16 protein-coding genes and 1 pseudogene are annotated in these 19,964 nt (G+C 56.1%); 8 read left to right on the top strand and 9 right to left on the bottom strand.

What is annotated here, in order from left to right; translation table 11 throughout:
* Nucleotides 1-634, bottom strand: a pseudogene (locus tag GSQ86_RS03800) (hypothetical protein); the annotation flags it as partial.
* A gap of 184 nt (nt 635-818) precedes the next feature.
* Here GSQ86_RS03800 and GSQ86_RS03795 point away from each other — a divergent pair.
* Genes GSQ86_RS03795 through GSQ86_RS03785 form a run of 3 tightly spaced genes read left to right on the top strand, consistent with a single transcriptional unit; the run spans nt 819 to nt 3,086 of the window.
* Complete coding sequence (locus tag GSQ86_RS03795; protein ID WP_158748632.1) at nt 819-1,028, top strand: hypothetical protein; 210 nt, start codon at nt 819-821, stop codon at nt 1,026-1,028.
* A gap of 9 nt (nt 1,029-1,037) precedes the next feature.
* Nucleotides 1,038-1,811: a septal ring lytic transglycosylase RlpA family protein gene (locus GSQ86_RS03790; RefSeq protein ID WP_254062115.1), complete on the top strand. Its 774-nt coding sequence runs from the start codon at nt 1,038-1,040 to the stop codon at nt 1,809-1,811.
* Nucleotides 1,812-1,835: 24 nt separating this feature from the next.
* Nucleotides 1,836-3,086: a M48 family metallopeptidase gene (locus GSQ86_RS03785; protein WP_158748631.1), complete on the top strand. Its 1,251-nt coding sequence runs from the start codon at nt 1,836-1,838 to the stop codon at nt 3,084-3,086.
* On the opposite strand, the gene GSQ86_RS03780 is transcribed toward GSQ86_RS03785, so the two are convergent.
* From GSQ86_RS03780 to GSQ86_RS03760, 5 genes are read right to left on the bottom strand one after another with little or no spacing between them, the layout of a single operon-like run.
* Nucleotides 3,073-3,666, bottom strand: a complete 594-nt coding sequence (locus tag GSQ86_RS03780; protein WP_158748630.1) for an NTP transferase domain-containing protein — start codon at nt 3,664-3,666, stop codon at nt 3,073-3,075. The two genes, GSQ86_RS03785 and GSQ86_RS03780, sit on opposite strands and share 14 nt — an antisense overlap.
* Nucleotides 3,659-4,741 (bottom strand): XdhC family protein, encoded by a 1,083-nt coding sequence (locus GSQ86_RS03775; protein ID WP_158748629.1) that lies wholly within the window; start codon nt 4,739-4,741, stop codon nt 3,659-3,661. Before GSQ86_RS03775 ends, GSQ86_RS03780 begins: the two co-directional genes overlap by 8 nt.
* Nucleotides 4,742-4,744: 3 nt before the next feature.
* On the bottom strand, nt 4,745-6,949 hold the full coding sequence (locus tag GSQ86_RS03770; protein ID WP_158748628.1) for a xanthine dehydrogenase family protein molybdopterin-binding subunit: 2,205 nt from the start codon (nt 6,947-6,949) through the stop codon (nt 4,745-4,747).
* Nucleotides 6,950-6,964: 15 nt separating this feature from the next.
* On the bottom strand, nt 6,965-7,945 hold the full coding sequence (locus GSQ86_RS03765; RefSeq protein ID WP_158748627.1) for a xanthine dehydrogenase family protein subunit M: 981 nt from the start codon (nt 7,943-7,945) through the stop codon (nt 6,965-6,967).
* A gap of 16 nt (nt 7,946-7,961) precedes the next feature.
* On the bottom strand, nt 7,962-8,639 hold the full coding sequence (locus GSQ86_RS03760; protein ID WP_158748626.1) for a (2Fe-2S)-binding protein: 678 nt from the start codon (nt 8,637-8,639) through the stop codon (nt 7,962-7,964).
* 243 nt (nt 8,640-8,882) lie between these two features.
* Here GSQ86_RS03760 and GSQ86_RS03755 point away from each other — a divergent pair, with 243 nt between their 5' ends.
* Complete coding sequence (locus GSQ86_RS03755) at nt 8,883-9,716, top strand: transporter (RefSeq protein ID WP_158748625.1); 834 nt, start codon at nt 8,883-8,885, stop codon at nt 9,714-9,716.
* On the opposite strand, the gene GSQ86_RS03750 is transcribed toward GSQ86_RS03755, so the two are convergent.
* The 3 genes from GSQ86_RS03750 to GSQ86_RS03740 all read right to left on the bottom strand — a co-directional run bounded on the left by GSQ86_RS03750 (nt 9,717) and on the right by GSQ86_RS03740 (nt 15,283).
* Complete coding sequence (locus GSQ86_RS03750) at nt 9,717-10,847, bottom strand: SIS domain-containing protein (protein ID WP_158748624.1); 1,131 nt, start codon at nt 10,845-10,847, stop codon at nt 9,717-9,719.
* Between the two features lie 133 nt (nt 10,848-10,980).
* Nucleotides 10,981-14,292: a TonB-dependent receptor gene (locus GSQ86_RS03745; RefSeq protein ID WP_158748623.1), complete on the bottom strand. Its 3,312-nt coding sequence runs from the start codon at nt 14,290-14,292 to the stop codon at nt 10,981-10,983.
* Nucleotides 14,293-14,596: 304 nt separating this feature from the next.
* Nucleotides 14,597-15,283, bottom strand: coding sequence for an N-acetylmannosamine-6-phosphate 2-epimerase (locus GSQ86_RS03740; RefSeq protein ID WP_158748622.1), 687 nt, complete (start codon nt 15,281-15,283; stop codon nt 14,597-14,599).
* A gap of 134 nt (nt 15,284-15,417) precedes the next feature.
* Between GSQ86_RS03740 and GSQ86_RS03735 the strand changes: the two genes are divergently transcribed.
* From GSQ86_RS03735 to GSQ86_RS03720, 4 genes are all read left to right on the top strand, one after another.
* Nucleotides 15,418-16,194, top strand: coding sequence for a GntR family transcriptional regulator (locus tag GSQ86_RS03735; RefSeq protein ID WP_254062114.1), 777 nt, complete (start codon nt 15,418-15,420; stop codon nt 16,192-16,194).
* A gap of 426 nt (nt 16,195-16,620) precedes the next feature.
* Nucleotides 16,621-17,610 (top strand): cytochrome c oxidase subunit II, encoded by a 990-nt coding sequence (gene coxB / locus GSQ86_RS03730; RefSeq protein WP_254062113.1) that lies wholly within the window; start codon nt 16,621-16,623, stop codon nt 17,608-17,610.
* Between the two features lie 44 nt (nt 17,611-17,654).
* Nucleotides 17,655-19,349 (top strand): cytochrome c oxidase subunit I, encoded by a 1,695-nt coding sequence (gene ctaD / locus GSQ86_RS03725; RefSeq protein WP_158748620.1) that lies wholly within the window; start codon nt 17,655-17,657, stop codon nt 19,347-19,349.
* A gap of 13 nt (nt 19,350-19,362) precedes the next feature.
* Entirely contained in the window at nt 19,363-19,956 is a 594-nt protein-coding gene (locus GSQ86_RS03720; RefSeq protein ID WP_158748619.1) for a heme-copper oxidase subunit III, read from the top strand.
* Nucleotides 19,957-19,964 lie beyond the last annotated feature (8 nt).

The raw sequence follows: 19,964 nt of genomic DNA, 5'->3' as shown, positions 1-19,964 counted from the left end.
GCAGTGAGAATCCCCATGTTTCCATGACGACGGTGCCGTTCGCGCTCTTGTCGGGATAGTAGGCCATGGTCAAAGCGGAAGCCATAGCGTGCCCCACCACCACGGAGGTGTTGAATGTGATTTTACCGGAATCTCGCGGACCGACGATGGCACGCGAGGCCGCATAGAGGCCGCGATGGACAATGGTTCCATTGGCCATGCGGTAGTAGCGCGGGTCTTCATGCAGCAGCGCGGGAAGGACGCCATCAGAAAAAGTACGCATGCTGAGGTCGCGGATGGCAGCCGCGCCAAGGCGCTGGCCGTAGGCGCCCGAATCTACGCCATAGCGGGGGTCATTGTCTCTCAATTGACTCCAACCCGAGCTAACAAACGTAGGAAACCAGCCTGCGAGCCGGAGTTCTTCGTGGATCGGAAAAAGAAGTTTGTCGCCGACTGTGAGACGCGGCACCTTTTCACCTGGGACTTCGACCACGTCGGTCCACCGTCTTTTTTCGACAGCGGCGGGGGAGTTGTTTATGGGCTGATTCGGCGTTGGAGCGTCAGGAACGGCGGTCTGTTGACAAACAGCGGGTATGGCAGAAAGCGCAAGCAACACTGAGATGCTCACGCGAAAAAAAAAGGATTTTACATACATGAAGAAGGAGGTCTCCTAGCAGCCTCGTTAATCTAATGTTTGAGAACCTGCCACTTAGACGTGTCCACAAAGCATAAGGATGTATGGCTGCCTACACGGTAACGGCTTAGGCACCTTATGCAGAAGTGCCATTGACCCTGCGGTACCATGAAAAGCACACTGAAAGGTGCATAGGGGTGCGCAGATGCCGAGCAGCAATCCATTTGAAGAGTTTGGCCGTAAGGTTGATGAGCATATCAACAATGCGGCTCCGCGTGTGGAAGAGGACGTGCGCAGGGTGATTGCTTATCTGAACGATGAGGTTGTGCCGAAGGTGAGGCAGAACTCCTCAGAGGCGCTGCGTGTGGCCGCCGAGCAACTGCGAAAGCTTGCCGATCATCTTGAGCGGAGATAGCGAAAACAGATGAAGATGAATGAGAAGCTGATTGCGGGAGTGGCTCTAACTGGACTGATATTGGCTGTCGGTTGCGGACACAAACAGCAGGCAGCATATACTCCGCCCCCTCCGGTCATGCGCGCTCCTGCGCCGCCGATTGCTGGCCACGCGTCGCCTCCGTCTGAGGGCGCTCCGCCTGCAGTGGCAGAGGCACCCGCTGAATCAACAGACGAAGCTTTTGTTGCTGCGCATGCACCGATCTACAGCGAAACAGGACTGGCCAGCTGGTATGGGCCGCCATATCACAATCATCGCGGCGCGAATGGACAGGTATTTGACCAGAATGCGATCTCGGCTGCGCACCGTACGCTGCCGATGGGATCGCTGATTCGTGTGACGAATCTTGGTACGGGACAATCGGCGGTGATGCGGATTACCGACCGCGGGCCTTTTGTTCCGAACCGTGTGCTCGATCTTTCTGTTGCATCAGCGAAAGTCGTCGGCGTTTGGAGGCCAGGAACCGCGCAGGTGCGCATCGATGTGTACGCCGCGCCGAAACCGATTGATGAAGGCGGACGCTGGTGCGTGCAGATCGGCGCATTCAGCAAAGAGAAAGAGGCGATGAAGCTCGAAGAGCATCTCGAGCACAAATATCACACTGCAAATGTGATCGAATTTACCGGCCCGACGGGTCATTGGGTAAGGATTCGCCCGCAGAATGACGACAAAGGCCGCGCCACGGAGATTGCAAAAGAGTTGAAGCCTGAGGAAGGCGAAGCGTACCTGGTCCGGCTTGATTGAGACGCTATTGAGGCACGCTTCAACATGTTGATATCTTTCTTTCAGACGCAGGCTGGGGCGCTGCACTCCGTCGTTTCTTCCGTCTATACGCTTCCTCCTGACAAGCTCGATCGAGCCATTCATCTGAATCATGCGCGCGCGGCTCTTTATTTCGGCGGCGTCGCGTGGACATGTCTTGTTCTATGGCTGCTGATGCGGCTTCGTGTTGGCAGGCTCATTGCTGACTGGACTATCTCTATAAGCAACAAAGCCTGGATACAGGGCCTGGTGGTTGCGCCGTCGTGGCTGGTGCTGTTATCGTTGATCGGACTTCCCGTCGCTGCGATCTCGCATGCGGTTTCCGTGCATTATGGATTGTCAGTGCAGCACTGGCTGAGCTGGCTTGGCGACTGGACACTTGCTTCTCTGTTGTTGATTCTCTTCGGAACGGTAGCGCTGTCATCGCTGTACGCCCTGATGCGGTGTTCGCCACGGCACTGGTGGCTGTGGTTCTGGTTGATTACGCTGCCGGTTGAGATCTTCGGCATTTTTGCTGTACCTATTTTTATCGATCCGCTGTTCGATCATTTTTCGTCGCTCGAGGCGCGCGATCCCGCACTGGTGGCTCGGCTTGAAGAGGTGGCGGCGCGTGGCGGCATCAACATTCCTCCGTCGCGTATGTTCGTGATGGATGCGAGCGCGAAATTCACCGGCATCAACGCTTATGTGACAGGTTTCGGCTCGTCGAAGCGCGTCGTGGTTTGGGACAACACGCTGAAGCTTGCGTCGAGCGACGAGATTCTTTTCATCTATGGGCACGAGCAAGGGCATTACGTGCTGCGACATATTGTGAAGGGGCTGCTCTTTGTTGCGTTGCTGATCTTTGTCTTTTACTGGATTGCGTACCGGCTGCTGCGATGGCTTGTTTTCCGCAATGGAGATGTTTGGCGTATCCGGTCAGTGGATGACTGGGCTTCCGTGGGATTGGTTCTGCTTCTAATGACGGTGCTGAATTTTGCCGGTGATCCTTTAGGAAATATCTTCAGCCGAACGATTGAGCATGAAGCCGATGTATACGGGCAGGAAGTAATTCATGGTCTCGTCGCGAATCCACAACAGGTGGCGACAGAAGATTTTCAGCGGCTGGGTGAGATATGGCTGGATGATCCTTCGCCAAATCCGTTCATCGAATGGTGGACGTATAGTCATCCACCGACAGCAGATCGGATGCGGTTCGCGGCTCAGTACGACCCCTGGGTGAATGGACGAGATCCGCGATATTTCAGGAAGCAGTAAGGTGTTTGAGATCGAGGGCGGTGTCGATATCGATCGCTCCGTTGGGAAAGTCGATCGCTATCACCTGATGCGCGTGCTGTTGAATGACGGTGCGCGCGCCCTGATCGCCTTCCACGTGCAGGAGATCGGCATAGAAGCGGTTCGGGAAAATCGCCGGGACGCCGAGTCTTTCCGCGTATCTGGATGCGATGATGTGTCCGCTGGACTCTTCGCTCGCCAGTAGCAACTGCGAGAGGATTTCTGAAGAAAGCTTTATTTGATCGCAGAGCAGCAGCAGGACCCTTTGCGGCGCTGGAATTTCCCGGATCAGGGCCTCGATTCCGCAACGCAATGAGGACCCCATGCCGGATTTCCAGTCAGAATTGATGACAGGTTCGATGTCGAGGTCTTGCAGCTCCTGCTTCATCCGCATAGATTCAAAACCAAGCACCACGAAAATCGGAGAGCAGTCTGCTTCTGCTGCGAGTCGCACTGAGCGACGCAGCAGGCTTTCTTCGTTGAGCCTGAGCAGTTGTTTGGGTTGCCCGAGTCGTGTCGATGCGCCCGCGGCTAGCACTATCGCGGCGCAGTTCTTAGACATGGTGCAGTTGCGCGTGGATTTGCTTGCTCTTCTTTAAGGATGCGCCGTCACGACCGTTCAACACGGCGACGATCTCCGTAATGATCGAGAGGGCGATGGTCTCGGGCGCATGTGCGCCAATGTCGAATCCGATCGGCGCGTGCAGAGAAGACATGCACTCTTCCGGCGATTGGCCGATTAGTGGCGCGACTTCAGCGATAAGGCGTTCAGTGCGCTGACGCGGTCCTAAGACGCCGAGATATCTGGGCTTGCAGGGAAGAAGTTCGCTTAGAAGCGTGCGGTCCTGTTCGTAACCATGGGTCAACAGGACGAAGGCATCTTCGGAATCGATACGCAGCTCTCGTAAAGGCTCACTCGCCTCGTAATCGAGAAGCACCAGGCGATCTGCGCGTGGAAAGCGCTCAGCATGTGCCAGATGCGAGCGCCCGTCGGCGATGGTGACATGCCAGCCAAGCTGGTTAGCAAATCCCACGAGCGGCTTGGCATCGTCGCCTGCGCCGAAGATGGTGAGCGCAGAGGGCGGAGCTTTGAATTCCACGAATAGATTTTTCGCGTAAAAAGATTGCCGTTCCCGCGCGGCCCGTCGGGCGAGACTAGCCGCTTCGGGCTGGAGAAGATTATCTGCAGAGAACGACTGTTCCCCATCCGCTTTTTGGATCCATATGGTACCGGCTTGATCTGTATCCGTAACGATTACAAACTGTGCACGAGAGCAGAGGCTGGCGTCGAGCGCGTTCAGCACGGCGTGGGCAGGCTCGCCCCGTTCCAGAAGGACATACACAGTGCCGCCGCAGCCTAACCCGTAGGGGATGGGCGAGTCGTCATCGAAGAAGCTGCTGTAGCGCTGGATGGTAGGACCGTTTTCCGTGAGCCACCATGCCTTCTTTTGCACCTCGGCTTCGAGGCAGCCGCCGCTGATGGTTCCGGCGCGTTGGCCACTGCGCGTGATCAGCATACGCGCTCCGGGCTTGCGGTACGATGAGCCTTCCACACGCACCACCGTTGCAAGGCGCACCTCTTCCTGCCGCGCTTTGGCTGCGCGCCAGAGGGAGACGATCTGTTGCAGCTCAGACATGCGTTAAGCCAGTAGTTGCTCGATGCGAATGGGAAGATCGCGCACACGCACGCCAGTTGCGTGATGGACGGCCATGGTGAGCGCGGACGCGACTCCGGTGAGGCCGATTTCACCGACGCCGCGAGCGCCGTATTCGTTGAGGTTCAGGTCTGGGTACTCGACAAAAATGCAGTCCAGTTCCGGAATATCGGCGTTCGTAGAAACGATGTAATCGGCAAAATTATTATTGAGTGGCTTTCCGTTGCGTTGGTCGTAACGGGTTTCTTCGAAGAGGCCCATGCCAATGCCCATGACGACTCCTCCGAGAATCTGATTGCGCGCCGTCTTGTGATTGATGATTCGGCCAGCATCCATGACAGTGACCCAACGCGAGACTCGCAGCCGCGCAATGCCCGGGTCCCAGGTGACTTCACAGAACTGTGCGCCGAAGGTATGACTGGATAGCTTATGCGAATTTTCATCGGGGCTGGTCTTCGCTTGTCCTTCAATACCGGCGAGTCGCCGCATCTTGAGAATTTCGCCAAAGGGAACGCCACTGTCTGGAGATTTATCCTGCGTGTGCAGGCGTCCGCCAGTCAGGTTGAGTGTCTTGGCATCGGCGTTAAAGAAGGGCGAGCCTTCTGTCTTTACGGCTACGCCTTTCAGTGTGTTTACAGCATCCTCCGCGGCTGCCGCGATTGCCGGAAGCACCGAAGCGTTTCCGGTAGAGCCGCCGGACATGGGACCGGGTGGCAATGAAGAATCGCCGAGGACGACATCTACTTTCTCAACCGGAATGCCGGTCTTCTCAGAGACAACCTGGGCGAAGATAGTGTAAGTCCCGGTTCCGATATCCTGCGTCGCGCTCGAAGCACGCGCTGTGCCGTCAGCATTCAGGCGAACACGTACCTCCGCAGAGCCACGCCCAGCAGGCCAGGTGCAGCTTGCCATGCCCCAGCCGAGGATGAGATCGCCGTCACGCATCGAACCAACTTTGGGATTGCGACGGCTCCATCCGAAACGCTCAGCTCCCTTCTGGTATGCCTCGCGCAGGTGCTTGCTGGAAAAAGGTTTGTTGCTGCTCTCGTCCATCTCTGCATAGTTGCGCAGGCGCAGGTCAAGCGGATCGAGATTTAACTTGATTGCCAGGTCATCCATCGCCGATTCAATCGCAAAGAGGCCGGGCGTGGTGCCTGGGCCGCGCATCGGTGTAGGCGTACCAATATTCAGGTGCACCACATGTTGCTGCGCGGATACATTGGCGCAGCTATAGAGCACAGGGGTTGGCTCGGTGCAGTTTTCGGCGTAGGCATCGATGATGGAACTGGGCGTGACAACATCATGCTGCAGAGAAACAAGCTTGCCGTCTTTCGTGGCTCCGATGCGGACGCGCTGCTGCGTGAATGGCCTGTGCCCGACGGTGGTGAACATCAGGCTGCGAGGAACGGAGACCTTCACCGGACGCTCTACCTTGCGCGCAGCTATTGCCGCCAGCATCGAATGAGGCCAGGGAAAAAGCTTGCCGCCGAAACCGGATCCGCAGAAAGGCGAAATGACATGAACGTCTTCGAGCGGAACGCCGATCATTTCGGACATGACGTGCTGATGGTTGACGACACCCTGAGTCGTCTCATAGAGCGTGACTTTATTGCCGTTCCACACGGCAATGGTGCCGTGCATCTCCATCGGGTTGTGTGTTTCCGCTGGCGTGGTATAGGTGAAATCGATCTGTACAGGTGCGCTTTTGAATGACCCGTCGGGATCGCCACGTTTATAGTTGCGCGCCGGCGCGCCGGAGGGTGGCGGAGCATCGGAGAGACGCACGAGCGGCTTTACTTCCTGATATTCAATTTTCACGCGGGTGGCAGCATCTTGCGCCTGCTCGAATGTATTTGCAACCACCAGCGCTACGAATTGCCCGTAATAGTAGACCTTGTCATCTTCAAATGGCGGTCGGCTTTCGCCAGCGCGGCTATCGTGTTCGAACGGGTTGGCCGGGCGAAAGAGCGGATCAGTGTTGCCGTGATGCAGCACAGCGATGACGCCGGGCATGCTCTCGGCTGCCGAGGTGTCGATGCGTGCGATGGCGCCATTCGCGATCGTGCTGTGGATACCGACACCGTAGGCGATCTGATCCATCGGATGATCGACGGCGTAACGTGCAGCTCCGGTGACCTTCAACTTACCGTCAATCCTCGATACTGCTGCTCCAATGACGGATGTACTCATACTGCTGCTTCCCTCTCAGGCTGTTTGCGTGGTCACTTGCAGAGTGCGAACGATGGCGCGCTTCGCCAGCTCTACTTTGAAGGCGTTGTCGCGCAGAGGTTTAGCGGGTTTCAGCGCGGCTTCCGCCGCGGCGCGGAAGGTGTGTTCACTGGCTTCGCGTCCGTGCAGCGCCTCTTCAGCTTCTTTGGAGCGCCACGGTTTTGTGCCGACACCTCCGAGTGCCACGCGAGCATATTCGATTTTTCCACCCGAGACACGTACTACCACTGCTGCTGATGCCAGAGCGAATTCATAGGAGGCGCGATCACGCAGCTTGAGATAATGCGACCGCGTGCCTTGAGGTAGTGCAGGGAGCGTGACATAGGTGATGAGCTCTCCCGGCTCCAGAACGTTTTCCTTGTCAGGAGTTGTTCCGGGAACAAGGTAAAAATCATTCAGCGCGATACTGCGTTCGTCCTTCGCGCCGCGCGTATGTACCGTCGCTTCGAGCGCCATCATCGCGACGGCCATATCGGAAGGATGCGTGGCGATGCAGTGTTCGCTGGTTCCGAGGATGGCATGGATGCGATGGAAGCCGTCGATGGCTGAGCATCCGGAGCCGGGCTCGCGCTTATTGCACTTATAGTTTGTATCGCGAAAGTAGTAACAACGCGTGCGTTGAAGAATGTTGCCGCCGGTAGTGGCCATGTTTCGCAGTTGCGGTGAGGCCCCGGCGAGCAATGCTTCTGACAGGACCGGATAGTTTTGCTTTACATCCGTGTTCCAGGCGAGGTCGCTGTTGCGGACGAGCGCGCCTATCTTGAGCCCGCCACCGGGGGCTGACTCGATACGATCAAGTGGAAGCCCGTTGATATCTACGATGGCCGCAGGCTTCTCGACATTGAGCTTCATCAGATCGACGAGCGTAGTACCGCCGGCGATGAACTTGCCGCTTTGACTGATTCCGGAAACTGCCGCATCCACGGATTTTGGCTGGCTGTAACGAAAGCTCTGCATGGTGTCCTTCTCTGAATCAGGCCGTGCGCCGCACCTGCTGCACGGCGGCAACGATGTTGGTATAGGCTCCGCAGCGGCAGATGTTGCCTGCCATGGCTTCGCGGACGTCCGCATCTTCTTTGCCGATGGGTTCCTTAAGCAATGCCGAAGCGGACATGATCTGTCCAGGCGTACAGTAGCCGCACTGGAAGCCGTCGTGCTCAATAAACGCTGCCTGCACAGGATGCAGCTCGCCGTTCTGCGCGAGACCTTCGATAGTGGTGATCTCGTCTCCCTGGTGCATGATGGCAAAGCTCAGGCAGGAGTTCACACGGCGCCCATTGACGTGGACGGTGCATGCCCCGCACTGGCCGTGGTCGCAGCCCTTCTTTGTGCCCGGCATCTGCAATTGTTCGCGCAGCGCATCGAGAAGGGTAACTCGGGGCTCGAGCATAACTTTGTGCGTCTGGCCGTTGATCTTCAACGTTATGGGAACTGCTCCGGGAACGGCCTTCTCTGTCGCGGCTTCTGCGGGTGCCTGCGTTGGTGCTGCATGCGCTAAAGTCGTCGTTGTCGCGGCGATGCTGGCGGCCCCGAGCTGAGACAGAAAGGAGCGCCGGGAAAATCTGCCGAAGAGCGGCTGCTCCCCATTCTCATCTTTTTTCTGATCTAAAGGGTTTTGGTCCAAAACCTCTGGATCGCGCTGTTTTGGCATGGCTGTATTCCTTAAATTTGCGATGCGGTTTGTGGTCTGACCTCTTCCCGTGCCCTTACTTAGACGGATAACAAAAGGAAGAGGATGCAATGACACTAGCATGCCATTCAAACCCGCGATTGCGCAGGCTGTTCGCCATTTTTCGACTCAGTAATTCGGGTCTCGTTTGAATCGCCATTTATAGTAGATAAATAACGAATTTATAAGATAAGAAACGTATATATATCTTTTGGAGACCACTGCGTGCGTACAGCCACATCCCTGCTTTCACCTGTGCTTATCGTTACCGCCCTTGCGGCCGGCCTTTCGTCGGCGCACGCTCAGTCTTTTGTCGACCGTTGGCAGGACCGCGTAAACCGTACCCAGGCCGAGCAGCCGCGCTGGGTCACGCCGCTGGTTACGGTGACGCCGCGCCTGGAACAGGAATTCCGCACCGACTTTCTACGTCAAATTACGCCAACGCATACCGATACCTGGAATTATGGGAATGGCAAAGGGCTGGAACTGATTCCGGCGCGCAGAATCGAGCTGATCTTCAATGTGCCGCCCTATATTCAGCACAATACGCGCACGGGTAAGGATGGCTTCGGGGATACGACATTTCTGCTGAAATACCGCTTCTATGCGAGCAATGAAGAGCATAAGAGCGCGATTATCACAGCGTTTCTGGGCGGAAGCATTCCAACGGGAAGTTACAGCAACGGCGTTACGGACGCTTCGGTCACGCCGACACTTGCAGTGGGTAAGGGCGTCGGTCCATTTGATGTGCAATCCACACTTGGAGCGACCCTGCCGGTAGCAAACACCGATAAGCTGGGGCGCCCGATCGCGTGGAATACAGCTCTGCAAATGAAAACCGATGAGCACTGGTGGCCTGAGGTGGAATTCAATACCACCTTCTATAAGGGCGGACCCAATGACGGTAAAATTCAGAACTTCGTCTCGCCGGGCATCGTGTCACGTTACCGGCTGCACAAGCGCATCGGCGTTACGCTGGGCGCGGGTATCCAGATCGCAACGTCAGAGTTCCATACCTTCAACCACGGGCTCGTGTTCACTGCACGTATGCCGTTCTAGCTATTCCTGTACGACAGCCTTCACCAGGTTGCGGGGGCTGTCTACATCGATTCCGCGAAGGATAGCGGTGAAGTATGCCAATAGCTGCAGCGGAACGACTTCGAGAATAGTCAGAAGATACTCGCTGGCGTCGGGTACATGGATGGTGGTGTGCGCAAGCTGTGGCACTTCGGTATCGCCCTCGGATGCGAGCGCAACGATCTCCGCGCCCTGCGCTTGCATGTCGCGCATCAACTGCACGGTTTTTTCATATCGCAGGATAGAGTCCGGATCGTTCCGGTCCTGCGTGGCGATCATCACCAGCGGCGCGTCTTTGCTGACGAGCGCGTTGGGCCCATGCTTCAATTCACCAGCGGGATAGCCTTCGGCCTGCACGTAAGCGGATTCCTTCAGCTTGAGTGCGCCCTCGCGCGCCATGGCGTAGTGAATGCCACGTCCGAGATATAGGAAGCCGCGAGCGTTGCGAGTGTGTTCCGCCACCGCGTGCAATTGTTTTTCCCACGCGGGGAGAGCGCCTTCGAGCAGCGCCGGCAATTTTTCCAATTGTTCAATCAGGGTCGAAACGGAATGAGCCGTCATTCTGCCGCGCAAACGGGCCATTGAAAGAGTAAGCAGGTAAAGCACGACTAGCTGTGTGGTAAAGCTCTTGGTCGCGGGAATAGCTTTTTCTTTGCCTGCAAATGTGGGAAGGGAGGCGTCGGCTTCGCGCGCCATGGTAGACATGGCATTGTTTGTGATGGCAACGGTAGCGAGTCCGCGCGATTTGCCTTCACGCAGCGCTGCGAGCGTGTCTGCTGTTTCGCCTGACTGCGAGATGACGATGACGCCGGGATCCTGCAGGGTGTGGGTCGAGCGATAACAGTATTCGCTGGCGTATTCGACATCGACGGTCAACCCGGCCAAATCTTCGAGCATGATCTCGCCTGCGAGCCCGGCGTGACGGCTTGAGCCGCTGGCCGCGATGACGACGCGCTGATGTCCGCGCAGCGCCTCGGCGACCGCCGCAAAGGCTTCGGGGTTGAGTGAGCCATCGGTGACGTAGTTGCGAATGGTCGCTGCCAGGGCTTCCGGCTGCTCGTAGATCTCACGCAACATGGCGTGCGGAAAAGTGCGTGTGTCAGATTGCGGCATGCGACGATCCATCTCCTCAGTACTGCATTATTGTCTCTCAATTAAACCTGTATGTACAACTAGAGAGGTTCCATGGCAAAGAAAAAGGGAGCGCGGATGAAAGTCCGCGCTTCCGAAGGAGAGATCATTTGTTTTAGAACGTATATTTCAGCGCAAGCTGGATTTGGCGTTCCGTTGAGTTTGTACCATTGATGAGGCCGAAGGTCGTGTCATCCGCTCCCTGGTCTGGCGAGCCTAAGCTGACGGTATTCAGCAGGTTAAAGAAATCAGCACGGAATTCAAGCCTGTTGTTTTCGGTGATTGCAAAGCTCTTGCTTGCTGCCATGTCGAAGTCTTTATAGCTGGGTGCACGTTCCGACCCGACGCGTGCCGTGCCGAAACCGGTCGATGACTCCTGGCCGTAGGCGCAGACGCCGTTGTCCGTATCGCTGGCGCAATAAACTTCTGACGGATCGGTGCCAAACCAGTGGTCGGTGGATTGATTGGTAATCTTCAGTGGACGATAGTGATTGGCGCGAGTGGCACGCTGGTTGACGAAGTACTCCTGCGTGGAAGTGATAGTTACGGGGAAGCCGGAGTGCAGGCTGGAAACGAATCCCACCTTCCAGCCTCCGACGGCGAGGTCTTCAATGCGATTCATGTTCGAACCGAACATTTTTCCGCGGCCAATGGGCAGATCGTAATAGCCAGAGATCGAGAAAATGTTCGTTGCATCGAAGAACGCTGGACCGTAGTCCCCGCCCCCATTGTAGGCGTCCTGCCAATAAGCGCTCTGAGAGGCAACGCCATTGCCGCCATAGTAGCCGAGATTATTCGAAAGCGACTTGCTGTAGGTGTAGTTCGCCAGTAACTCCAAGCCATTGCTGGCCCGTTTACGTGCTGTTACCTGCAACGCGTTGTAATTCGATACTGCTTCCGACTCCGTATAGCTGACTACCGATACGAGGCCGAGGCCGGGCAGACTGGATACCGGCAAGGGGCAGCCAGCGCATTTTGCCTGGTTTCCTTCGCGCGGATCGACCAGATGGTCTCCTACTTGTCCCAGGTAGGCGGCAACGATGGAAGTATCGTTGCTCAACTGATATTCAGTGGTCAGGTTGAACTGCTGAATAAGGGCAGGTTTCAGGTTTGGTTGCCATGCCCGGACGTTCCCGGAGAGGGTTGCTGCATCGGCTGGGCGGGGGAAGCCGTTTTCTGTCTTGAATGCCGGCCCGCTACCGAGATAGTTTGCCTGCTCGTCAAGGAAGAAGGGCGGATTCAGAGGAAGACGGAGGTTGGCGCCCGTTCCTTCCATGAAGTTTGTGATAGCGTATCCGCCGCGAACAACAAAGCGATCGTGGAAGCTATCGGGCGAGAAAGCAAAGCCAACGCGAGGCATAAAGCCGCCCCAATAGGAGTTATAAAGCGCCCGGCTGGCTCCGTCGACTCCGGCATAGCTGACCTGGCCGGTGTAGATATTGAGGTTGAGCTGCTTGTTATTTACCTCGTAAATGGGCTGATCATATTCCCAGCGCAAGCCCAGGTTGAGAGTCAAATTAGGCATTACCTTCCAGTCGTCCTGGAAAAAGACTGCATCGCGCCATTGCCTCTGGCCCCAGCGGCTGGCCGTACTTTCGCCCTGGCCATAGGTAAACGCATTATCCTGCAGGAAATCCGCCCAACCGGATCCTTCATAGCCATTCATGCCGCTGAAATTGCCGGTGTAGGTGAAATATCCAAGGGCACCGTTATTTCCAGAGTAGTAGCGGTTTTGCTGGTATCGAAGGGCCTGGCCGCCAAACTTGATGGTGTGCTTTCCAAGCTGCCAGCTTACGTTGTCACCATAGGTAAAGGTGTTGGCGATACTGTCCGATGCGACACCGCTGGAACCGATGTCGCCCACGTTGACTCCACCGGAAAAGTTGAACTGGCTAAAGCCCGGGAAGCCCTGCGTTCCGGGAATACCCAGCTTCTGGTTTCCGGTCAGTCCAAAATTACCGCCGATGTCAACAGGGAATCCGGTATACCGGGCCCGTCCAAAACCGGCGCGCGCTTCACTGACTACGCTGGAGGAAAAGGTGTGTGTCCAGTTGACGATAAATCCTGTATAGGGGTTGGCATTGTTGGTGGGAATTTCGGTGGGGATGCTGACGGTGCTGTTGCCGTCGTACTCGCGCCCCATGGTGAAGCGGCCCGAAACGAGATCGTTCTGCCGAATCTGCCAGTCAACTTTTGCATCGCCCTGGTCGTTCTGGACAAATTGCTTTTCTGCCCCGAAAAAATTTCTATTCGGATTGGCAGCAGAACCTCCGCCAACCAGATTGACAGTCGTGTCGTTCCCCGGAATGGTTTCATTCGGATAGATGGACGCGTTCGCTAAGAGGAACTGCGCAGCGGAATTGGTCACGTCAAAATGCGTTATTTGATAAAGAGGATTTCCCTGTCCGTCAACCGCTACCTGGATAGGCACATCTCCATTACGCATGGCTGGAGTAGGAACATTGTAGAAGGTTGTCGAATTAGTATTTTGCCTGGCGCCCTGGTAATCGATAAAGAAGAACAGTTTGTCCCGCTTGATCGGGCCGCCTAGAGTTCCGCCGAACATATTCCGGTTGAACGGGTTTACAGGAGCCGGAGTTCCAGAGGTGTGCTTATTGCTCCAGCTATTCGCATTCAGGTCCTGGTTTTCGAGGAACTCAAAAGCATTCCCGTGAAAACGATTGGTGCCGCTTTTGGTGACCATGACGATCTGGCCGCCGTTCGCATTGCCATATTCGGCAGTAGCGTCTCCGGTGATGATCTTCATTTCGCCGATGGCGTCGACGTTCGGGCTATAACCGATATAGTTGTCGATCGTTTCGTTGATATCGGCGCCGTCCAGAGTGTAGTTATTTGTCTGTTCGCGGTTGCCATTCTGAAAATAGCCGCCGTTATAGCTGGAGCGCGTGACCATGTTCTGTGATGACGGACTGGTTGCAATGGCGCCTGCCACCAGCGAGGTCAGCGATGAGAAGTTGCGCGCCTGCAGCGGAACTTCGGTAGCTGTTTCCGCCGTAATGGTGTCGCCGGTTGTGGGATTTTCCGTGTTCAGAATTGGTGCTGAGCCGGTAACCATTACGTTTTGGCTTACCTGGCCGACAGTGAGCTTGACGTCGATACGGGCTTCCTGCGCGACTTCAAGGGCGAATGGGGCCGTGGTGGACTTGTCGAAGCCCGACACCTCAACCGTTACTTTGTACTGCCCGATAGGAAGAAAACGCAGCGTATAAACGCCTGAGTTGTTGGTCTGGGTAGGCGCTGTGACGCCGGTTGCGGTATTGATCGCGGTGACTGTAGCTCCGCTGACGGCTGCTCCGCTTGGGTCCGTGACGGTGCCGGTGACTGAACCGGTAATCGTCTGGGCAAGCGAAATAGAGCCGCACAGCAGCAGCAACAGACAACTGAATAGAGCGTTGCGTGCACGCATGGTTGGGACCTCCGACTAAGGAAAGGATTAATAGAGATGCCGCTGCGGAACTGCGCCCGCTGTGCGGCGCGGACTGTATTTTCCTGATGCATCTAAAAATGGACTGGCTTTCAGGTTGGACATAATGTATAGACAACTGTACTAGCTAGCAAGAGAAAAGTTACGGGAAGAAGAAAAAACTATAGGCGGCATAAGAGAGCGCGCAGGAGAGGGATTTCGTATGAAAAGGGCAACGGATTGCGATAGCTTGAGTGAGGCGGGATGGGCCGCCTCCGTATCGCGTTGCCCGCGCTTACGTTTTGAATCAGTTCGGTATGACGGCAGTGAAGCTCTGTGTAATGGCTCCGGGCTGCGTAATTGCGGCTCCTACCACGACGGCATAGGCGCCGAGTTCCAGGGCGCGGCGGACGTCTTCCGGATGCCGGACGTGGCCCTCCACAACAACGGGAACCGTTATGCTCTTAGCGAGCTGGGCGACGAGATTCCAGTTCACATGGCGTTGCCCGGCGGTTGCAGGCGTATATCCAAACATAGTGGTGGCCACCGCATCGGCTCCGGCCTGCTCGGCGGCGCGAGCTTCGTCGAAGGTTGCGATATCGGCCAGAACCGGACGTTTCAGCTCCTGCCGGACGCGGGTGACAAGATCCGGCCACGGCTCAGAAGAGGGTGGTCGCCGCGCGCTGCAATCCACGCCGATGATATCGGCTCCTGCATCAGAAATGGCCTGCGCGGACGCGAAATCAGGCGTGATATGCGCTTCCGTTCCTTCATATCGTTTCGATATTCCGATGATAGGCAGTTGCGTTTCTTTACGAATACCAGCGATACAACTGGCGCCGTTAGCGCGCAGACCTGCAGCGCCACCGCGAACGACGGCAAGAGCAATGCGACGAAGCGTGTCGTCGTCTTCGAGCGGATCGCCAGGAAGTGCTTGGCAGGAGACGATGAGTTTATTTTTTAAGCTGGCCGGGAATATCACGGATGTTGTCATAATTAGAACTGCCGGTTTTGAAAGCATGTTAAACGATGATCTGTAGTCTTTGAATGGCTGACGCAGCAGAAGATCGTTTGCGAAGCAAAGTTTTTGGACGGCCGGATGGAATTTCCCAGGATTGAGGAGTGAAGGTGCCGAAGAGCCGTACACGTAATGAAGCAACATTTCATCCGCTGGACAAGAACGGATTTATACCGCTTTACTTCCAGATTCAGCGCGCGCTGATGGAAAAGATTCAATCTGGCGAGCTCTCTGAAGGCGACCCGCTCGCCTCAGAGGAAGAGCTCTCTCGTCACTACCAGGTGAGCCGCATGACTGCGCGCCAGGCGCTGCACGGGTTGAAGACCAGCGGCTATGCGTTCAGCGAAAAAGGACGCGGCACCTTTGTGACGCGTCCGAAGCTTGAAAAAAACATCATGCACCTGCAGGGTTTTACCGAGGACATGAGGCAACGTGGCATGAAGCCCAGCTCGAAGCTGTTAGAGCAGGCAGTGGTCGCAGCGACGGAAGAGCTGACGCAGCGGCTGAAGTTGAATGGCGATGACAAGGTGCTGCATCTGCGCCGTCTGCGCCTCGCAGATGGCATTCCCATGGCGATTGAAGATTCTTACATTCCATTGAAGCAGTTTCCGGGCCTCGACCGCATCGACTTCGCAAAGCACTCGCTCTATCAGACTCTGCGTGAACGCTATGGCGTACGCGTGGGATATGCCGATGAGGTCATCGAAGCGCTGCCTGCTACTACGGAAGAAGCGGCGCTGTTAACGGTTCCGCGGAAGGCGAGCGTGCTCTCGATTACGCGGGTGATCATGACGACCCAGGAAACGCCGGTCGAAGCAGCGTGCTCACGTTATCGCGGCGATCGCTATCGGGCTTCGATTCGAGTACCCATGACAGCCATCGAATAAGTCAATGGAATGGTGGCCCTGAGCGTTTTATAAATTGCGTTTGAACTCATATACAGAAGTCAATGCTGCAAGCTGCATCACTGCTGTGGTACCTCGCATCATGTCGAGATAAGTTTTTTTACGCTACGAGCCGCGCAGGCGCACAAGAGCCCGATCTGCTGATAACATAGGGAATAGCTGGTCACGCCGTGCTTGCATATGACGTTGACCGTATCTGCTTTGGACCATAGTTGACGGCCTGCCTTTCGGGGCACGGCTTCACGAACTGTGCTAGAATCGCGCTTCTAGTACACCTAAGCCCCATTACTTGTCATTCGCTCTGATTGCCGAATCCGCCGTCTGGCGCGGCGAAGGAATTAAGAAACGATGCTCGCAAAATGCTTTAGGTGCGTCAATTGTGCTGCCAGGAGCCTGTGTCTGCTCGCAGTGTTTCTTGCATCGCATGCTTTGTTTGCCGAGGGCCCGCTCTCCACGCCCAGCATCTTCGCGCCCGCGTCCACGCCTGCAAGTTCCATTTACGAGTTATCCCTTTTTGTTCTCGCCATCACTGGTGGAATTTTTGTAACTGTCGCTGGGCTGATTGCATATGTCATTTTCCGCTTTCGGCAGCACGGGCAGGACGATGTCAGCGAGCCGGCGCAGATCTATGGATCGACGCAGGTTGAGCTTGCCTGGACTGTCATCCCGGTCCTTATTGTCGTCGTTCTCTTTCTGACGACGGCGCGCATGATTTTCGCGATCCAGGACGCGCCGAAACCGAAGTCGGCGCTCGATGTTACCGTCGTCGGCCACCAGTTCTGGTGGGAATTCAATTATCCCAAGCTCGGCATTCGCGCCGTGAATGAGCTCCATGTGCCGCTGAGTAGCCCGCAGGATCCTAAGCCAACTTTTCTTACGCTGCTCTCCGCCGATGTAATGCACAGCTTCTGGGTGCCTCAACTGTCGGGCAAAATCGATCTGATTCCCAACCACGTCAACAATCTGTGGATCGATCCGCAGCATCCCGGCCTGTATGTCGGGCAGTGCGGACAGTTCTGCGGCGTGCAGCATGCCAAGATGCTGCTGCGTGTTTATGTTGATACGCCGGAGCAATTTGCGGCATGGGTCAAGAACCAGCAGCAGCCAGCTGTCTCCGATGATCGCGTTGCGGAAGGGCGCCATGTCTTCGAGACTCAAGCCTGCATGAATTGCCACACGGTTACTGGAACAGCGGCGACTGGTCGCTTCGGGCCTGACCTGACACACCTGATGAGCCGCGACACGCTGGCGTCAGGGGCGACGACGAATACCCCGGAAAACCTGCGTGAGTGGACCCGCAATCCGGATACATACAAGCCGGGATCTTTGATGCCCGCCATGCAATTGAGCGATCAGCAGCTCGACCAGGTCACTGCGTATCTGGCCACACTGCGCTAAAAGTTGCGCGCATTTATTTGTTTGACGAGGGAGCGAAATCGAAGATGGCAGACTCAACATATCCGATGCCTGGCTCGCTGGCGGAAGCCCCGCGGCAACGCTGGTCGCAGGCCGCCATTCTTGAGTGGCTGCATAGTTGGGTGACCACCGTCGATCACAAGAAGCTCGGCATCCTCTATATGCTTTACTCCATCTTTTTTCTGCTTGTGGGTGGAGTTGAGGCCATTCTCATCCGCATCCAGCTGATGCAGCCGAACCTGCACTTCATCTCGCCGCAGGTCTTTAACCGCCTCTTCACCATGCACGGAACCACGATGGTCTTTCTCGTGGGCATGACTTACATCTTTGGATTCGCAAACTACCTGATTCCCCTGATGATCGGCGCGCGCGACATGGCGTTTCCGCGGCTTAATGCGCTCAGCTTCTGGCTTACCTTCTTTGGCGGCCTGCTTCTTTATTACAGCTTCATCGGCGGCGGCGGTCTATATGGACAGGGCAATGCGCCGGACGTGGGTTGGTGGGCTTATGCTCCGCTGACATCGCGCGCCTTCACTCCGGGCCACAGCACGGATTATTGGGCGCTGTCACTGATCGTCACAGGCTTCGGCACCATCGGCGCGTCGGTGAATGTCGTCGCTACAGCACTTTGCATGCGCTGCAAGGGCATGACGCTGATGCGGCTGCCGCTTTTTGTTTGGCTGAATGTAGTGACTTCGGCGTTGGCCCTCATCACGATTACTCCGTTGACTGCAGCACAGATCATGCTGCTGATCGACCGCTATCTTGGCGGCCATTTCTTTGACACGCAGGCCGGCGGCTCTGCCGTAGTATGGGCGCACTTCTTCTGGATCTTCGGACATCCTGAAGTGTACGTCCTGGTGCTGCCTGCATTTGCGATCGCGAATGAGGTCATTCCAGTCTTCTCGCGTAAGGCGATCTTCGGATATCCGGCGATGGCCGCAGCTTCGGTGGCGATTGCTTTTGTGAGCCTCGGGGTATGGGCGCACCACATGTTCACCATCGGCATGACGTCGGTGGGCAATGCCTTCTTCGTGCTCTCGACCATGCTGGTCGGTATTCCGACCGGCATCAAGATTTTCAACTGGATCGCTACGATGTGGGGCGGCAAGATCCGATTCGCGACGCCCATGCTGTTCTGCACCGGCTTTCTGGTCCAGTTTCTGCTCGCCGGTCTTACCGGCATCATGTTGTCGGTTGCGCCGTGGGACTGGCAGCTGCATAACTCTTATTTTGTGATTGCACACTTCCACTATGTTTTGGTGGGCGGGATCGTCTTCTGCATCTTTGCCGGAATTTACTACTGGTATCCCAAGGTTACGGGACGCATGCTGAGCGAGACGCTGGGCAAGTGGCATTTCTGGCTATTCGTCATCGGCTTCCACATCACCTTCGACCTGATGCATATTCCCGGCCTGTTGGGCATGCCGCGCTCGATCTATACCTACGAGGCAAACCGTGGCTGGGGAACACTGAACATGATCATCTCCATTGGCGGTCTTATCCAGGCAGTCGCTGTGCTGGTGTTTGCTGTCAATCTTGTCTGGTCTTATTTCAAAGGCAAAGAGGCAGGCAACGACCCGTGGGATGCATGGACCCTGGAATGGGCCGCCGCCTCGCCGCCCCCGGCATACAACTTTGCGACCGATCCGGTGGTGACGAGCCGCCGTCCGCTGTGGGATTTGAAACATCCGGAAGATCCGGACTGGAAGTATGAGTGAGGGTGTTGAAGCAATGAGCACAATTGCACTAGTACAAGAACCGGAACATGCATTTACCCAGCCTTCAAAAGGGCGCGTGGCGATGTTCTGCGTCATCATTGCCGAATCGGCCATCTTCACCATCTTCGTGGTGGCCTACATCTATAACATCGGCAAAAGCCTCTATGGGCCGACGCCGAGGCAGGTGCTGGAGATTCCCATCTTCAACTCCATCTGCCTGTTGTCAAGCAGCCTGACCATCTGGCTCTCGGAGCACGCCATTGAGCGCGGCAAGGTAAAGAGCTTTGGTCTATGGTGGGGGCTGACGTTTGTTCTTGGCGCGATCTTCCTCGCCGGAACCGGCGTGGAATGGCACAAGCTCATCTATGAGGATGGGTTGACCATCAGCACCAACCTCTTCGGTACTACGTTTTATTCGCTCGTCGGGTTGCACGCTTCGCACGTCATCATCGGATTGATCGCACTGCTTACAGTGCTCCTGTTTACCGTGACTGGTCATGTTCGCCAGGAGCACGCCGAGCGCATACAAATTCTGGCCTTGTACTGGCACTTTGTCGATGCAGTGTGGATCATCGTCTTCACTGTCGTTTACATTTTGGGCCGCTAGCGAGAGAG

Origin of the sequence: Acidobacterium sp. S8 (genome assembly GCF_009765985.1) — a bacterium.
Lineage (GTDB): Bacteria > Acidobacteriota > Terriglobia > Terriglobales > Acidobacteriaceae > Alloacidobacterium.
This window is presented reverse-complemented; position numbering and strand designations above follow the sequence as displayed.

Bases quoted from the DNA above. Each gene is read 5' to 3' on its own strand.
- GSQ86_RS03795 (WP_158748632.1), top strand. From the start codon at position 819: ATGCCGAGCAGCAATCCATTTGAAGAGTTTGGCCGTAAGGTTGATGAG.
- GSQ86_RS03790 (WP_254062115.1), top strand. From the start codon at position 1,038: ATGAAGATGAATGAGAAGCTGATTGCGGGAGTGGCTCTAACTGGACTG.
- GSQ86_RS03785 (WP_158748631.1), top strand. From the start codon at position 1,836: ATGTTGATATCTTTCTTTCAGACGCAGGCTGGGGCGCTGCACTCCGTC.
- GSQ86_RS03780 (WP_158748630.1), bottom strand. From the start codon at position 3,666: ATGTCTAAGAACTGCGCCGCGATAGTGCTAGCCGCGGGCGCATCGACA.
- GSQ86_RS03775 (WP_158748629.1), bottom strand. From the start codon at position 4,741: ATGTCTGAGCTGCAACAGATCGTCTCCCTCTGGCGCGCAGCCAAAGCG.
- GSQ86_RS03770 (WP_158748628.1), bottom strand. From the start codon at position 6,949: ATGAGTACATCCGTCATTGGAGCAGCAGTATCGAGGATTGACGGTAAG.
- GSQ86_RS03765 (WP_158748627.1), bottom strand. From the start codon at position 7,945: ATGCAGAGCTTTCGTTACAGCCAGCCAAAATCCGTGGATGCGGCAGTT.
- GSQ86_RS03760 (WP_158748626.1), bottom strand. From the start codon at position 8,639: ATGCCAAAACAGCGCGATCCAGAGGTTTTGGACCAAAACCCTTTAGAT.
- GSQ86_RS03750 (WP_158748624.1), bottom strand. From the start codon at position 10,847: ATGCCGCAATCTGACACACGCACTTTTCCGCACGCCATGTTGCGTGAG.
- GSQ86_RS03745 (WP_158748623.1), bottom strand. From the start codon at position 14,292: ATGCGTGCACGCAACGCTCTATTCAGTTGTCTGTTGCTGCTGCTGTGC.
- GSQ86_RS03740 (WP_158748622.1), bottom strand. From the start codon at position 15,283: ATGACAACATCCGTGATATTCCCGGCCAGCTTAAAAAATAAACTCATC.
- ctaD (WP_158748620.1), top strand. From the start codon at position 17,655: ATGGCAGACTCAACATATCCGATGCCTGGCTCGCTGGCGGAAGCCCCG.
- GSQ86_RS03720 (WP_158748619.1), top strand. From the start codon at position 19,363: ATGAGCACAATTGCACTAGTACAAGAACCGGAACATGCATTTACCCAG.